The organism is Pseudomonas sp. B16120 (assembly GCF_044218845.1).
Taxonomy (GTDB): Bacteria; Pseudomonadota; Gammaproteobacteria; order Pseudomonadales; family Pseudomonadaceae; genus Aquipseudomonas; species Aquipseudomonas paracarnis.
Map to the genome: position 1 here is coordinate 2860081 of NZ_CP162588.1, position 16237 is coordinate 2876317.

At 59.6% G+C, this 16237-nt stretch carries 12 protein-coding genes and 1 pseudogene; 3 read left to right on the plus strand and 10 right to left on the minus strand.

Going from position 1 to position 16237, the window contains the following annotated elements; all coding sequences use genetic code 11:
* Window positions 1-26 precede the first annotated feature (26 nt).
* Complete coding sequence (locus AB4P90_RS13385) at window positions 27-1460, minus strand: PLP-dependent aminotransferase family protein (RefSeq protein WP_014718321.1); 1434 nt, start codon at window positions 1458-1460, stop codon at window positions 27-29.
* A 161-nt stretch (window positions 1461-1621) separates the two neighbouring features.
* Between AB4P90_RS13385 and AB4P90_RS13390 the strand changes: the two genes are divergently transcribed.
* Together AB4P90_RS13390 and AB4P90_RS13395 are read left to right on the plus strand one after the other, a co-directional pair.
* Window positions 1622-4990, plus strand: coding sequence for a calcium-binding protein (locus AB4P90_RS13390; RefSeq protein WP_395605975.1), 3369 nt, complete (start codon window positions 1622-1624; stop codon window positions 4988-4990).
* Between the two features lie 24 nt (window positions 4991-5014).
* Window positions 5015-6745, plus strand: coding sequence for a hypothetical protein (locus AB4P90_RS13395; RefSeq protein ID WP_395605976.1), 1731 nt, complete (start codon window positions 5015-5017; stop codon window positions 6743-6745).
* A 51-nt stretch (window positions 6746-6796) separates the two neighbouring features.
* Here AB4P90_RS13395 and AB4P90_RS13400 read toward each other — a convergent pair whose 3' ends face one another.
* The 5 genes and pseudogenes from AB4P90_RS13400 to AB4P90_RS13420 all read right to left on the minus strand — a co-directional run bounded on the left by AB4P90_RS13400 (window position 6797) and on the right by AB4P90_RS13420 (window position 10801).
* Window positions 6797-7564, minus strand: coding sequence for an SDR family oxidoreductase (locus AB4P90_RS13400; RefSeq protein ID WP_014718324.1), 768 nt, complete (start codon window positions 7562-7564; stop codon window positions 6797-6799).
* Window positions 7565-7585: 21 nt separating this feature from the next.
* Window positions 7586-8653, minus strand: a complete 1068-nt coding sequence (locus tag AB4P90_RS13405) for a phosphotransferase family protein (RefSeq protein WP_395605977.1) — start codon at window positions 8651-8653, stop codon at window positions 7586-7588.
* A gap of 129 nt (window positions 8654-8782) precedes the next feature.
* The gene (locus AB4P90_RS13410; RefSeq protein WP_014718326.1) at window positions 8783-9736 is read right to left on the minus strand and encodes a 2-hydroxyacid dehydrogenase; all 954 of its coding nucleotides are present in this window, start codon (window positions 9734-9736) and stop codon (window positions 8783-8785) included.
* A 148-nt stretch (window positions 9737-9884) separates the two neighbouring features.
* Window positions 9885-10298: a hypothetical protein gene (locus AB4P90_RS13415; protein ID WP_019820183.1), complete on the minus strand. Its 414-nt coding sequence runs from the start codon at window positions 10296-10298 to the stop codon at window positions 9885-9887.
* Window positions 10299-10388: 90 nt separating this feature from the next.
* Window positions 10389-10801: pseudogene (locus AB4P90_RS13420) on the minus strand (DUF4822 domain-containing protein).
* A gap of 415 nt (window positions 10802-11216) precedes the next feature.
* On the opposite strand from AB4P90_RS13420, the gene AB4P90_RS13425 reads away from it, so the two are divergent.
* Window positions 11217-12494: a serine/threonine transporter gene (locus AB4P90_RS13425; RefSeq protein WP_014718329.1), complete on the plus strand. Its 1278-nt coding sequence runs from the start codon at window positions 11217-11219 to the stop codon at window positions 12492-12494.
* A 52-nt stretch (window positions 12495-12546) separates the two neighbouring features.
* Here the strand turns inward: AB4P90_RS13425 and AB4P90_RS13430 are convergent, their stop codons facing one another.
* The 4 genes from AB4P90_RS13430 to AB4P90_RS13445 form a co-directional block, all read right to left on the minus strand.
* The gene (locus AB4P90_RS13430) at window positions 12547-13125 is read right to left on the minus strand and encodes an acyl-homoserine-lactone synthase (protein WP_014718330.1); all 579 of its coding nucleotides are present in this window, start codon (window positions 13123-13125) and stop codon (window positions 12547-12549) included.
* Window positions 13126-13153: 28 nt separating this feature from the next.
* Window positions 13154-13879, minus strand: coding sequence for an autoinducer binding domain-containing protein (locus AB4P90_RS13435; RefSeq protein ID WP_032902143.1), 726 nt, complete (start codon window positions 13877-13879; stop codon window positions 13154-13156).
* Window positions 13880-13996: 117 nt separating this feature from the next.
* Window positions 13997-15268 carry a glycosyltransferase gene (locus tag AB4P90_RS13440; protein ID WP_014718332.1) on the minus strand — a complete coding sequence of 424 codons (1272 nt, stop codon included), beginning with the start codon at window positions 15266-15268 and terminating at the stop codon, window positions 13997-13999.
* A 25-nt stretch (window positions 15269-15293) separates the two neighbouring features.
* Entirely contained in the window at window positions 15294-16187 is an 894-nt protein-coding gene (locus AB4P90_RS13445) for an alpha/beta fold hydrolase (protein ID WP_073453281.1), read from the minus strand.
* Window positions 16188-16237: the final 50 nt, after the last annotated feature.

Consider the following 16237-nt stretch of genomic DNA (forward strand, 5'->3'; position numbering starts at 1 on the left):
CAATGACCAATGCGGCGGAAAACTGCCTAGCCAATCTGCAGGAGAATATCGCGGACCTTGTCCAGCGCCGGGTCGATATCCAGAGTCTCGATGGCGCCGAACCCCAGAATCAGCCCCGAGCGCACCGGCTTGTCGTGAAAAAACACGTCCAAGGGGTATAAACCCACCTCGACCTGACGCGCCCGTTCCATCAGCAATGGAATATTCACCGGCACCTTGCACAGGGCCGCCAGGTGAAAGCCCGCCACCGTCGGTACTGCCTCGAACCACGGCGACAGATCGCCCGCCAGACGCTGCAGGATGCGTTCGCGACGCCCCGCATAGACCCCGTGACAGCGGCGAATATGCTTGAGCAGGTAGCCTTCGCTGATGAACTTGGCCAGTGCCCACTGCGGCAAGGTAGCGCTGTGCTGGTCGGTCAATTGCTTGGCCTTGAGCACCGCACCATAAATGGCCGGCGGCAGCACCGCGTAGCCCAGGCGCAACTCCGGCGACAGGGTTTTGGAAAAGGTGCCGACGTAGGTGACCACGCCGCGGGTATCCATGCTTTGCAGGGAGTCGGTGGGGCGGCCTTCGTAGCGGAATTCGCTGTCGTAATCGTCTTCGATGATGATCGCGCCGAGCGCGATGGCGCGGTCCAGCAGGGCTTCGCGCCGCGCCTGGCTCATGGGCATGCCGAGGGGGAATTGGTGGGACGGCGTCACATAGATCAGGCGCGTGCCATCCGGGATCTGGTCGACCTGCAGGCCCTGTTCGTCGACGGCAACACTGGCGACGCGGGCGCCCATCGCGACGAACAATTGGCGTGCGGGGCTGTAGCCGGGGTCTTCCATCGCGACCAGGCTGCCGGGTTCAAGCACCACGCGGGCAAGCAGGTCCAGCGCCTGCTGTGCGCCGTTGGTGACTACGATATCGCGGGCGCCGCATTTGACCCCACGGGAAAACGCGATATGCCCGGCGATGGCATCGCGCAGGGCGGGCACGCCTTCTGGCTGGCTGTAAAAACCACTGTTTTGGGCGATGCGACGCAACGCATCCTGGGTGCAACGCCGCCATTCATCCTGTGGGAATTGGTGGCGTGTCGTCGCGCCACCGATAAATTCGTAGCGCAGGATCTCCTCGCGGGCGGGGTGGCCCATGGGTGAGGGCAGTGCCGCCCATTTGCCCAGGTTGGCGGCACACGCCAGGTCGGTGGCGGTTTGCACGCGGTCGGGCTGTGGCGCCCAGGCATTGACGAAAGTACCGCGGCCGATCTTGCCAATCAGCAGGCCCTCGTAGGTCAAGGTGGCGTAGGTGTCCGACACGGTCTTGCGCGAGATGCCCAGTTGTTCGGCGAGCAGTCGGCTGGGGGGCAGCTGTGCGCCTGCCGACAGCCGCCCGGTGGCGATGGCTTCGCGCAACTGCTGGTAGAGCTGTTCGGCCAGGTCCTTGCGGCCATTGATTACCACGTGCAGTTCCATGTTTCATCCCAAGGCTTCACTCCGCGCCAAGATTACTCGCTTGCGCTATGGGCTCAAACTATCTGTGCGTCAATTGCCGGTACGCATAAGCATCTACCGTTGCCTGGGTCCTGTTGGCCGCCACTATCCCTGTTTACGTCGTGGCATAGGGAGGCGGACGCATGGCGACAATCGAAACACCTGCGAAAAAAAGGCAAGCAGCATTGCTTGCCCTGGATCAGAGCCTGGGGCCATTGGTTGTGGGCGAGCTGACTGTCCAGCGTAGAGACCTTGCCGCCATGGGGGCCTACATGGCGGGAAAACCGGTAAAGGCCCATCACCTGGCAGTACGCGAAGCAGACCAGACGCTGCTTGATGCGATCCGATTCTCGGCATCCAGACTGCATCGGTGTCTGCGCAGGAATGACTCGGTCAGTGACAACAGTGCCGCACTGTTATTCGAGTTCGCGGCATTGCGTTCGGTACAGGCACCACCTCTGCTGTTGGCGAAGCCGGGAGACGAACATCCTGGTGCAGTCGGCAAGCTCGATAACCTGTTGCGTTCAGTACAGAAAACCAATCTCAACCAAGCGGCGCAGTTGGAGGGAATGCCTCGCTGGGTCGAGCCGAAGAAAAGCCGAAGCCTGGCGGTCATGGGCGCGGGGCTTGCAGCTTACGGGTATTACAGCGCAATCAGCGCCTTGGCCGAGGCGATCAAAACCGGCGACATCAATAGGTCGGTGGTCACCGGCGCTGAGTTATTGGCCAACCTCACAGGGGCTGCACTGGAGCTGGCGCTGGAAAAACTCGGCAGACGGCTGCTGGAAAACGGTCGCAAGGTATTTGCAGGTTTCAGCACCAGTTGCCTTGGCCAGGCCCTGCGACGGGGGGCCAGCCTGTTTGCGTTGGTGCTGACGTTGCCCTTTGATTATCTCAATGCCAAGGAGTCGTTCGCCAAGGCAGCCAAGAGTACCGGCAAGGAAGCCATGGACCATTACGTCAATGCCGGCTTCAGTATTGTGAGCGCCAGCGTGGCTGTGGCCCTGAGTGCCGCTGCGTTGGCCGGGTTCAGCGTGGCCGGCCCGCTGGGCATTGCCGCCGCTGCCGTACTGATCTTTGGCACGCAACTCTATGCTGCGGTTCGTCAGGTGGATGACATTGATGATTACATCGAACTGAGTATCTTCGAGCGCCTGCACGCGGGCTGGTTGGCCTTTCAAGGCAAGGAGCAGGAGAGGGCCATACGCGATCGGTACGTCGTGGCCCGGATGGAACAACAGTATGCGCAGCAACTGGAGGAGCAGGCCGATGCCTGGCTTAAAGGCGCGCTCAAAGGCACCGTGCAGGCGGTGGTCAATGGCGGGTTTGAGGTGCGGTTGAGGCCAGTCCGCCATTGGAAGCGCCGCTGGAACGAGGCCGAGGGTGAAGATCCGTACATCGATACCACAGAGCCCACGGTGATTGACCAAGATGATGAAGTCGATGCGTCCAATACCCCGGTTGACCGTCTGCCGGGTGCGGTGTATGACAGTACTGCCGTGGATGCGGCTGTGCTCTGGCAACTGGGGGGAGGTAATGACAAGGTCAAAGGTTCGACTGGCAACCCGAACATTTTCCGCTTCGGTGAAGGCCACAAGCAGCTCACCGGGGGCGCCAGGAACGACCTGTTCAGGTATGACATGCCGACGGCCATACTGGACGAAACCGATGCGAATAGCCCGGCCAGCGAGCTGCGTGGCGAGGAGGGCAGCGATACGCTTTACCTGGCTAACTCGACAATTTATGAGGACGGGACGGCAGGTTATGCCATCGACCTGCAGGCGGGCACTGTGGTGCGGCGCAAGGATATCGACAAGTCGCCGCCTTATCCTTCGATCAGCCTGGACTCGATAGAAAATATCTACACCCCAACCGGGCTTGCCAACCATCTCAAGGGTTCAGCACAGGCCAATACCCTGGTCGCCGCCGGTCACAACGATCGGATCGAAGCCGCAGAGGGCAACGATACAGTGATTGTGCTGGGCGCTGGCGCCTGGGTGGACGGTGGGGCGGGCAAAGACCGTTATGTGATTGCCAGCAACCCTGGCGCGGTGACATTGCATGAGCAGGACTGGGCCGAGGGCTCTGTGATTGAGATGCGCTGGCCGTTGGCGTCTATCAGCAGTTGGCGTATCCAGGGCTGTGCGCTGGTCATCGTGGCGTGGAGGGGCGTGGACGGCGAACTGCCGGAGCAAGTCATCAAGCTTGAGCCGCTCTATACGTCCAGTGATGAGCAGCGCCGCTTGAACAAGCACAACCTGCTGTTTCTCACGGAGGACGGCTATACGCTTGAGCCGATCCTTGAACCGGTGTTGATGGGCAGCGAGGACACTAACGTCACCGTTGCCGTGAGAGCGGGCGGCCAGGACGTCAGCCTGGACAAGGTGTTGGGCGCTGGCACGTTCGTGGTGCCCCATGGGCGTTCTACGCGTGGGTTCGTCGAACGCGGGCCAGGTGCAAAGGTGCTCGATGTTCGCCTCAAGGGCGACACCACCGCGTGCGTGCTGTACGTGGACTATTCGTCGCGGGAGATTCTCCAGGCCTTGGCCCACTACCGCGTGACCCTGCGCAGGAGTGGACACTTCGATTCGCTGACCTACAGCGACGTGAGATTGACCATCAGGTTCATCGACGGCAGCCAATTGGTCCTCGCCCACTATGCCAGCGATCGTTCTTCGGCGCGCACCAACGTGACCTCAAACATCATCGCGGTGGCCTTGACGCTGGACTGCCGATTCGTGCTGGTCATGAATGACGGCGTCTCATACCGCGTGCAGGCGGCCCAGCAATCCTATATCCAAGACCGTGCCTCGCCCGGGTTCAAGACCTTCGACGGCAGCTCTGCCTTGATAGAAAAGCCCGGCGTGCACGGGTTTTTTCGACCGCACAGCGCCAAGGGCATCTGGTTGCAATCGGTGCAACAGAAAGTCGTTATTCCTGTACCGCCCCATTACCAGAGGCCTTATGCGCTGATGGGGCGCTCATCGACCTACGAGGTCGTGCCCAGCGCAGGCTCAACGATTGCCCTGTCCACGCCGGGGGCGTTGGCCAAAACGGCGGACGCGTCGTTCTGGCGGATCAATACCGCCGGTCTTGGCGAGTTGATTGAGCGGGCGCATATCGCCCTGATCAACGACACGCTGACCGTTGGCAGCGTGACAGTGTTGCTGCCTCCCGTGACAGACCCTTCGATACCGCTGGAACAGGTCAGCGTACACACCCTGCAGGGCGAGCAGTACGACATTCGCCAGGACCTGGGCGCGATCTGCCTCGTGCAACTGGATGCTTGCCGTTATTCGAGCATCGATGAGGTACTGGGTGCGCTGCGCCGTTCTCGCCAGTGGACGACCGTGATGGTGCGTCAGTTGCGTATCGTCGGCCTTGAGCTGGAGGACGGTACGGTGTCAGGTATTCATTACGATGCAGGTCGCGATTGCTGGGGAGCGGACGCTGATCCCCAGCGCACTGTGACGTCTGCGCAACTGCGGTTTATCGGTGCCGATTCAGTTTGATAGATCATTGAAAAGGGATTTTTTATGCAGCAAAAACCTCAATCACCCAGGACCGCGCATGTATCACCCTCACGTATCGGCTTGGGTGCCGACACCGTCATGGTCAGGGACTATGGCCGTCAGGTTCCTTCCCTTCAACCTGTGAATCAAGGCGTGCAGCGCACCGGGCACGGCGACGCGCTTGGGGTCGCGCACATAAGTGCGCTGGATCTGCCTGGGCCGCTGCCGCCGCAGGCAGTGTGGGTAACGGGCGATGCGCTTGGGCCCGCAAATGCCGAGGGTGTTCGTCAGGCTGCCGGCCGCAGTTACATTGATCTGGATACCGGGCAGACAGTGCAAGTGGACTATCACCCGGCCAGCGGCACTTATCACCCGCGCTTGGCTCATCAACTGGCGGCCAGCCCATCTGCTGTCAGCAGAGTGGGGGGCACTTGGACCTGGACCGGCGTGACGACGGCGGCTCATGCCAGTGCACCGGTGTCGATGCCGATGGCCGCCCCCGTGCCGCGGGATCCACGGTTGGATCTGCAGCTTTACGATGCACGAGGTGGGGGCGCAACGACGGGGCCGGCTATCCAGGGGAAAAGACAGTACGTCATGGGCGGGCAGAGCTACTACGGCGATGCCCGGTTCTCGTTGGCGTTCTTCAAAGCGGGCGATAACAAACTTTACGTACCTGACGCGCGTGGGGTGTGGCAGCAAAGCGGGGCCATCACCGAAGACGGCATCATTCAGATCTCTGGTGACTCAATCGCCAGCTATCTGGAGGTGGGGGGCGTAGTGGTTCGCGTCGATCTTGATAGCACGAGAAATAAATACCAGATGATTCCCAATGCACACAGCCATGCGCCGGGTGTTTACCTGGATACCGGTGGCAGCCGTGCTTCGTGGGTGCCCGAGATGCGCTTGGGCAGCATCGGCGCCATCATTCGCGCGGCCCGCAAGGTTCTGGGCTACACCACTGTTACCAGTGATATGAGCCAGGGCGTGATGTCGACGCAGGACAGGCAAACGTACTGCTACATGCGCCAGTATGCGCGGCAGATGATTGCATTCGATAACCCGGCTATCCGCAATGCACCCGCGCACCTGCAAGATCGCAAGATTGATACGCACATCTGGACCCATGGTTATCCCTATGGTCGGCTGTTACAGGGGATACAGGCCAAGGCCGACGGCCTCGCCCTACCCATGGGCATTGTGCAGTTTGATCCGTTTCAAGGCATGGCCACCGTTGCGGTACGCCGTGAGGGCTCGTTCAATGTCGACGCAGTGGCCGCCAACGACCAGTTTCATTATCCCCATCGGCAAAGGCGCGCGGATGAAATAGCGTTGTTTGATCATTGGAAGACGCTGAGTATTCAGGATGCAAAGGGCCGTGGGCTTGCCAATGAGAAGATGTACCGCGCACTACTGGTCAATGATGGCTATCAAATCATCCCTGGTGGAACCTACGGTGGCGGTCAAAACGGTTTCGATCTGGTGTTCAAAGGGCCCGCGGGCGATGTCTACGTGCTTGAGGTCAAGCATGCCAAACCGCGCAATGTCAGCATGCAGAGGGTCTATGAGCATTTCCAGATGGAGGATGGCTGGGTTAGACGCGTGTTGAAGAAGTTGGACCGCAGTGATCCAGGGGCCCGGCAACAGGTAGCGGATGCGCTGGACCGTCAGCGGCTGTTCAAGGTGATTGGCGCGACCCTGCCAGACGGCAAACTGGTGCTATTCAAGATCGATATGAGCGGCGTGCGAGTCTGAGTCTGATGGCAGACGGCTCAGCCCCGTCTGCCACCGATGGCGCCTGGGGCGTCAGGACAAGAAACCACCGTCCACATTCAGCGAAACCCCAGTGGTATAGCTCGACGCATCACTGGCCAGGTACAGCACCGCGCCAGCCATTTCGCTGGGGTCGGCCACGCGCTTGAGCGGGATCTGGGCCAGGGCCATTTTCAGGATGGAATCATTCTTGACCAGCGCCGAGGCAAACTTGGTATCGGTCAGGCCCGGCAGCAGCGCGTTGCAACGGATTCCAAAGGCCGCACATTCCTTGGCAAACACCTTGGTCATGTTGATTACGGCGGCCTTGGTCACCGAGTAGATGCCCTGGAACACGCCGGGCGAGATGCCGTTGATCGAGGCCACGTTGATGATGCTGCCGCCGCCGTTCTCGCGCATCAGCTTGCCGGCTTCCACCGACATGAAGAAGTAACCACGGATATTCACGTCAACGGTCTTCTGGAATGCGCCCAGGTCGGTGTCCAGTACATTACAGAACTGCGGGTTGGTGGCGGCGTTGTTGACCAGGATATCCAGGCGGCCGAACTGTTCACGAATGCCGGCGAACACCTGGGTGATCTGTTCCATTTCACCAATATGGCAGGCAATGGCCGTGGCTTTGCCGCCCTCGGCGATGATCGCATCGGCCACGTGCTGGCAACCCTCCAGCTTACGGCTGGAGACAATCACATGGGCGCCTTGCTGGGCCAGCAACTTGGCGATGGCTTCACCGATGCCACGGCTGGCGCCGGAAACAAACGCAATCTTGCCATCGAGGTCGAACAGGTTGGTCTTGGACATGAGGGTTCCTTGTAGTTGCACTCAGAGCGCTGATTTGCCGATGACATTCAGGCTCATCTGCTCCAGCAGTTTGTTCATGTGGATGAACTGCGCGAAGCGTTTGTCCTGGGTCTGGCCATGGAAGAAGCGGTAGTAGATCTGCTGCACAATCCCGGCCAGGCGGAACAGGCCGTAGGTGTAATAGAAATCGAAATTGTCGATCTGGATGCCGGAGCGCTTGGCGTAGTAGTCGACAAACTGGCGGCGGGTGAGCATACCGGGGGCGTTGCTCGGCTGGCGGCGCATCAGTTGCACCGGCGCCGGGTCCGCAGCCTCGATCCAGTAGGCGAGGGTGTTGCCCAGGTCCATCAACGGGTCGCCCAGGGTGGTCAGCTCCCAGTCCAGCACGCCGATGATCTGCATCGGGTTGTGCGGGTCGAGGATCACGTTGTCGAAGCGGTAGTCGTTGTGCACGATGCTGGAGGTGGAGTGATCGGCTGGCATCTTGTCGTCGAGCCAGGCGCGTACCGCCTCCCATTTTGGCGCATCGGGCGTCAGGGCTTTTTCATAGCGCTCGCCCCAGCCGCGAATCTGCCGCGCCACGTAGCCTTCGGGCTTGCCCAGGTCGGCCAGGCCGCAGGCGCGGTAGTCGACCTGGTGCAGTTCGACGAATTTGTCGATAAAGCTCTTGCACAAGGCCTCGGTGCGGGTGGCGTCCAGGCCCAGCTCAGCCGGCAGGTCGGAGCGCAGGATGATGCCGTTGACGCGCTCCATCACATAGAACTCGGCGCCGATCACCGATTCATCGGTGCAGTGCACATAAGCCTTGGGGCAGTACGGAAAGCCATCTTTGAGCTGGTTGAGAATGCGGTATTCGCGGCCCATGTCGTGGGCAGACTTGGCCTTGTGACCAAACGGCGGGCGACGCAGAACAAATTCCTGGTCGGGGTATTCCAGCAGGTAAGTCAGGTTCGACGCGCCACCAGGGAACTGGCTGATTTTGACGGTACCGCTCAGGCCCGGAATATGAGCTTTGAGGTAGGGATCGATCAGGCTGGCATCAAGTTCTTCGCCTGGGCGAATCTGGGTCGATTGGTCGTTCAGCGCCATGCTTATCCCTTCTGCTTATTCTAAAGGCCTTGGACTATTTCCTAATCTAATGCGCACAGCCGCCCAGCGACAAGGCCGGGGCGGCTTAATAGGTTAGCGTGTTGAAGGGTGATCAGCGTGCCTGATCGGTCATTTTGCAGGCGCTGGCAAGGCCACCGGTGTAAGCACGGGGCGGCCGGCAAAGTATTCCACCAGGTTATCAGCGACGCGCTGCACCGTGTCATGGGCCGCTTCCGGGGACAGGCCGGCCACGTGGGACGTCAGCACGGTATTGCTCAGGCGCTTGAGGGCATCGGGCACTGCAGGCTCATCGTCAAACACGTCCAGCGCGGCGCCGCCGATGCGGCGCTGCTCCAGCGCGGCGACCAGGTCGGCGGTCACCACTACGCTGCCGCGGCCAATGTTCACCAGATAGCCATTGGGCCCCAACGCATCCAGCGCATGTTTATCGATCAGATGGCGAGTGCCGGCCCCACCGGGCGTGGCCAGGATCAGGAAGTCCGAAGTGCGCGCCAGTTCGACGGCCGTTGAGCAGTAGGTGTAATCCACGTCATCGCGAGGTTGGCGGTTGTGATAGCTCACTTCCATGCCAAACCCGAGGGCGGCGCGCTTGGCGATTTCCATGCCCACGGCCCCCAGCCCGAGAATGCCCAGTTGTTTGCCGGCCAGGGAAGGGCGCATGACCTTCGGCCACTCGCTGCGGCGAACAGCGGCGTCGGTCTGAGGAATCCCGCGCACCAGTGACAACAGCAACGCCATGGCGTGATCAGCCACCGAGGGTGCGTTCACGCCGGCACCGTTAGTCACCACTATCCCGCGGTTGCTTGCCGCTTGCAGGTCCACATGTTCGTAGCCGGCGCCAATCACGCAGATGATCTCCAGTAATGGCAACGCGGCGATCTCTTCGGCATACAGCCCAAGCGGCCCGCGGGTCAGCACGGCCTGAATCTGCCCCCCATGGGTCTTGATTGCTTGGGCGCGTTCAGTAGGCGTCGGCGCCAGGATCACATGAAAGTCGTTGCTCTCGATGATTTGCAGGTATTCGTTGATGGTTTCAACCAGGACCAGAACAGTGGTGGGCATCGCAAGGCTCTTCCTGAAGGGTTTGAGAGCATGAGTATGCGCCGAACCTACCCGTTATTGCGCTGACCTCCTGCAAGATTTCCGGATACGTCAAACCTGGCTGCGCAACCCAAACCCGCGCACCCAGGCTCCTTCGCTGTCGCGCCAGCTACTGAGTAGTTCCCGGTTGCCGTGCCTGGGCCCGCTCTCTTTGTGCGATCGGCATGAAATCGTAGGTCGGGAAGAATTCTGTCTTGTAGACACCCCACGCCGTGTTCTCGATGGCCAGGTTGACTTGAGCCAGGCGAGACGCCGGTAAACGCAGCACGATGACTTGCCCGATGCCCATGGTGATATTCCAACTGACGACTTCGACACCTTCCGGCGGGAAGGCCTTGTGAAATTCCTGCTTGGCCAGTTGGGCTTTCAATTCGCCCAGCGGGCGTGATTGATCGTGTTTAAGAAACACGGTCAACATGACGGTGTTATCGGACGTGGCGGCGATGCTTTTGGTGGGCAGTGTCGTGTTGGCCTGTACCGTGGTTGCGCTGGGCAACAGTACGGCTACCAGCAGTGCAGGCATGAATAGATATCTGAATGAAGCGTATGGATTCATCACAAGTGCCTCGTTTGTTATTGGTTTTTTATGGCTGGATATAAATAGGGTGTTTAACTAGTTTGACATCTGAGTCTTTATTGGCCCCGTGTAAGGCGCATGTACCACATAGACTCTAACGGGAGGGTTGGTCGCTACCATGTCGCGAGGGACTTCACGAGAATAGGTGAATTCGGTGTTGTCCAATTTTTCCAGCCTTCTGACGATGGTGCGATGCGGGCCAAGGTCGGGCACCAGGATGTGGGTCTGCTTGTCGCCAGTGACCAGGAAATAACCGCCCCCACCACGCCGGGGTATTTGGCCTTGACGTCGTTTTCTGGCTCGCCCTCTATATACACCTTGGTGGTCAGCCATTGAGGCGAAGAGGCCAGGGCACGAACATCAGCCTCAACCGATTTCGCGTAACTTGACGGCGCGCCTAATAAACCCGCGAAAAACAGGCCGGTAAAAGCAAGGGTGAATCTTCGCATTATCAAACTCCTTACTGGTTGGTTAAGTGTTGTTATCGTCTTTGTCGGTCAGTGCGCGAAGATATTAGTGTGCGAATTTGCGCGTGCTCAATAGCTATGTATGGTCCTGTAACAGTTGAGGGGTTGTATGACTAAGAATATGATTTTGAAGCGGGCTGCTTCCGAACTTGTTGTCGGACTCTTCTCGCAATAGGTGGCCTATTAAAACTTAGACGTAATGTTTGTACGACGTTTCAGCCATCCAAAACCTTCACGGGGGCGGCCACTTGACCAGCTGCTCCGCCTAACCATTCCTCAGCTAAGTCTTTGCTTCTCCAAGAGAATCCCGGACAATCCGGCCCTTGTTTCGGCCAGGGCGCTGCCTGTCAGGTTTTTCTGACTCGTGCTGGCCGTGTGAATGCGGAGATCCCACCGGATGAATGATCAGGCCAATAGCGTCGACGAACGCTATGCAACGACACCTGCAACGCTCACAAGCTGGAGCCGCCAGGACACTACCTGGATGCTCGGGCTATTCGGTACCGCCATTGGCGCCGGTACTTTGTTCCTGCCTATCAACGCGGGCCTGGGGGGCTTCTGGCCGCTGGTGATCCTGGCGTTGCTGGCCTTCCCGATGACGTTCTTTGCCCATCGTGGGCTGACCCGTTTCGTGCTGTCCGGCCGTGAAGGTTCCGACATTACCGACGTGGTTGAAGAGCATTTCGGTATCAAGGCCGGTGCACTGATCACCTTGTTGTACTTCTTTGCGATCTTCCCGATCCTGCTGATCTACAGCGTGGCGCTGACCAATACCGTCAGCAGCTTCATGGAGCACCAGCTGCATATCCTGCCGCCGCCCCGGGCCATCCTGGCGTTTGTGTTGATCTTGGGTCTGCTGGCCGTGGTGCGTTGCGGTGAGCAAGTGATCGTCAAGGCCATGAGCTTGATGGTGTACCCGTTTATTGTGGCCTTGCTGTTCCTGGCGGTGTACCTGGTACCGCACTGGAATGGCGGCATTCTCAGCACCGCCAGCGAAGTGCCGGCACCCTCGGCGCTGCTCAACACGCTGTGGCTGGCGATTCCGGTGATGGTGTTCTCGTTCAACCATTCACCGATCATCTCGGCCTTCGCGGTGGACCAGAAGCGCCAGTACGGCGCACACGCCGACGAGCGCAGCTCGCAGATCCTGTCCCGCGCGCACTTGCTGATGGTGGCGATGGTGCTGTTCTTCGTGTTCAGTTGCGTGCTGACCCTGTCGCCCGCGCAGTTGGCCGAAGCGAAAGCGCAGAACCTGTCGATCCTGTCGTACCTGGCCAACCACTTCGATAACCCGACGATTGCCTTTGCCGCACCGTTGATTGCGTTCGTGGCGATTGCCAAGTCGTTCCTGGGCCACTACATCGGCGCCAGCGAGGGCCTCAAGGGCCTGGTGGTCAAGACTGGCCGCCGCCCGGCACCCAAGACCCTGGACCGCATGACCGCCGCCTTCATGTTGGTGGTGTGCTGGATCGTCGCCACGCTCAACCCGAGCATTCTTGGCATGATCGAGACCCTGGGCGGGCCGATCATCGCGTCGATATTGTTCCTGATGCCGATGTACGCGATCCGCAAGGTCCCGGCCATGGCCAAGTACCGGGGGCAGGCCTCGAATGTGTTCGTGACGCTGGTCGGTCTGGTGGCCATTTCCTCACTGATTTACTCGCTGATTCCCTGAGGCGTTCGCAGCCGATGCCCCGGCTTTAAGCACAGGTGGGGATCACCCATCGCTAGGCAACGGCCGACTCTGCGTGTAACGCGATTTGGCCGTTTTTCTGCCAGGCCGGAAAACTCAGCGCTACCACATGGTCTTTATTCACGCGTTGCGGAGAACCGAGGCGGCTCAACTGCACGCCATGCCTGAGAAAATAACGTTCTAGCGCGGGTGTGGTCACCGCCACTACCCGATTGGCGCCCTGGCTCCAGGCATGGTTCAGGCTGTTCCACCAGACGCGCATCGGTAAGGTGCCTTCCTCCAGCGCGCGCGCGGCAAAACGCGACACCTCCCAGGTGTCGCTGCTTCGCGGGGTTGGCTGGTCGCACAGAAAACCGAACACTTGCGCCAGCAGATAAGGTTGCGTGGTCGGCAAGAGCCGCGCGCAACCGCAGACTTGGTGCTCGGCATCCAGGGCGAGGATATGACGAGCATCCGCGTGGTCGAACTGGTCGAATTCGCGTTGGGGCCGGGCGTGCGTGGAATCCAGTTGCCAGCCCAATTGCTGGATGAAAACTTCGTGTCGGTAGCGGCCCAGGTCGTCCTCAAGCGTTGCAGACAGTTCATGGTGACGACGGGTGATGATGCTGATCATTGGACGTCCTTATCGCAATTGTCGGGCCCTAGATAAGGCCCTGTGCAGCGGCGTAGGCTGCCGCCAGTGTTTTGTTGCCAGCCCCGAATTTCTTCTGAATGGCTTTGAGGTGAAAGTTTACGGTGTTGACGGAAATAGTGAGGATCAGCGCAATTTCTCCTGAACTCTTGCCGTCGGCGGTCCACTGCAGGATCTCCCGCTCACGCCGGCTCAGGCAGACCGATTGGTGGGCGCGTTCGCTATCACCCAGGTCTGTCAGGCGCAGTGTCACCCGTTCAAGGATGCAGCGCAGGCGCACTTGAATCTCGTTGTTTTCAGCCTGCGAAATAATGTCTTGGCGCCGAGCCACGGACAGTACCCGCAGTGAACGGTCGTGGCTTCGAATCGGCAGTGTGGCGCCGATGCACAAGCCCCAGTCCCGAGCTTCCTGCCACAGCGTGCGGCTGTTATCAAACAGTGCGTCGTTCCATACCACCATCTCGGTAGAGCGCAAGCCACTAAGGATTGACGGATCGACAGCCGCGTAGTTTTGCTTCTCGTAATGTGCCAGCCAGCTTGCGGGGTAGGACCCGCATATCTCGGTTCTGGGGCGTGTAAAAGGGGTCAGGTGACGTACGCCATAGGCGTAGTACTCGAACCCCAGTTGCAACACTTCACGCTCCAGAAGCGCTAACACTTGAGTCTCATCCTGTTGCTTGCACATCTCGATGCGTAAGCAATCCCACCAACGAATGAGGTCGTTTTCCTTCTCCATGGACAGTCGCCTCGATTACTGCATTCTTGGCAATCTAGCCCACAAGCTATTTCTGTCAAACTTTGCCGAGGCTTCCCGACCGCTCTGGCACGGTGCTTACACTTGGACGTTCGTGGTTTATGAGGCCTGGCGCAGGCGAGGCATTGAATGCCGCGCGTGGCACTGCTCAATGGCGTTGACCGCTGTTTCACAAGAGGCAGCGTCGCAGGGCATCAGGCTGCTCGCTCGACGACAGGCCGTTTGCAGCCGGCTGTCGTGCAAGAGCGTTGTGATCGCATCGTCCAGGTCCTGTTTGTTTAACGGTAGGGCAAGGCGTATGCCGCATCCCATGCGCACCAGGCGTTCGGCGTTATCGAACTGGTCATGAGCGATAGGCAGCACAATCTGCGCAATGCCGGCCGCCAGCGCCTGGCTCATGGCGCCAATGCCGCCGGGGTGGACCAGACCGGCCGCGTGGGGCAACAGCGAACTCATCGGCAAAAACGGGCGCTGTATCACGGTGGGCGGCAGGTCCGTGAAGAGCGGTCGGTCACCGGTCAGAAAAATGCCGCGGGCACCGACCCTGTGCAGCGCTGCCAGGGCGAAACGATAAAACTGCTGGTCAAAGTGCTCAGTGGAGCCTTGAGTGAAGACAATAGGGGGCGCTCCGGCAACCAGAAAGGCTCGTGTGGGCTCATCGAGCCCAGGGGCGCCACCGTCGAACAGAGGGAAACCGGCCATGTGCAAAGGCTGTGGCCAGTCTTTCTGTGCGGGGGCGAACCATTCGGGGAACAGGCATATCACCCCTTGGGGCGCATGCATCCATTGACTGAAGATGTTCTTCACCACGCCTGGTAGCCCATGTTTGTGGCGTAGTGCGTTGATTTGGGGAGCACAGGTACGGTCCAGGCTCAGGTATTCGATCCCGCGCCAGAGCAGCTTGCGCAGAGTCAATGGCAAGCGCCGCGACACATTGAAGGTGGGGTGCACGGGTGGCAAATGTGCAGAAAGCAACGTGGATGGCGACACTTGGACGGACAGATAAGGGATGCCGTATTTTTCATGGGCGATACGTGCACCCAAGGCCCATAGTGAGCCGACAACCACCGTATCGTCGGTATTGTGAGTGGTTACATAGTCGTAGACGGGTTCCAGCAGGCCGGCGATGGCTTGCCACAATACGGCGAATGAGGTCTTCGGGTCCCACAATAGGGGATCGCCCATGGCGGCGCTGTAGGTCGCCTCATCGCATAACGGCACGAAGTTCAGCCCCTGCGCCTCAATGGCGCGCTGAAACGTCGGCATGCTGCACAAGGTGACCTGATGACCGCGCACAGTCAGGGCAGCTCCCAGGCCGATAAAGGGAAAAACGTCACCGGCCGAGCCGATGGCAACCATGATTACTCGCATCATCCACGTCCTTGTTGAAAAGTATTTAGGCAAAGCTCAGCCGCGCTCGTTGAGCCGACTGCTCGCAAAACGCCCCTGGCTGGGCATCGCATGCCCTCAGCAAATGCCCGAGCAACGCGCGGTGCACGCCGTTGGCCGCGGCCTTGGACTCCAGGTCCAGAAAATGTCCGCTGCTCTGGGCAATGGAGAAGCTGCAATCGCGGATGTACTGCTTGAAGGACTGCACGTCCATGGCGCTGGTGTATTCGTCCCAGGCGCCATTCAGGAAGTGCACATGACTGTCAATGTTCGAGAGTTGCGGCAAGTAGGCCCCTTCATTGAGCTTGAGTGCCTGTTCGATATGGAAGCGCGCTTGATGCTGCTCGGCGTTGATCAACTGCGCCATATGCTGTTGATTGGCGGTCTTGAGTCGAGCCGGGAGATGCTTGCCCAGCGTCTGGTTGAGCAAATGGCCGATCCCTGCGTTGTCATCCCGGGCCATGAGTGCCTGCGCCCCGCTGACGTAATCGAGCATCGGCGCGTTGAGGCCAGGCGCAAACGACATCACCACTGAGCTTTCAACGCTGTCTGGATTTTTGGCAAGTGCCAGCAGGGTGGACAGGCCACCCCAGGACACGGAAACCAAATGGTGAATGTTGAAGCGCTCGATCAATGCCAGCAGGATCTGGACTTCGTCGTCCTTGGTCACCAAGCACCGGTCAGGGTTGTGAGCGCGGGAGTTTCCAGCGAACGGCAAGTCAAACAGCACCACGTTGAAGTGTTCGGCCAGGCATTTACTGGTACGGGCAAAGGCCGACGTCGTCGCCATGGCGCCGTTGACCAACAGGACGTTCTTTCTATCAGGCGCATCGCCGATGTGTTCCACCGACACCGAATAATGCTTGAAGATTTTCTTGATCACATATTGGCTACGCGACATAACACACCTCCAGTCAGCACAAAAAACAGGCGAGAGCGCCCCTGGCACCG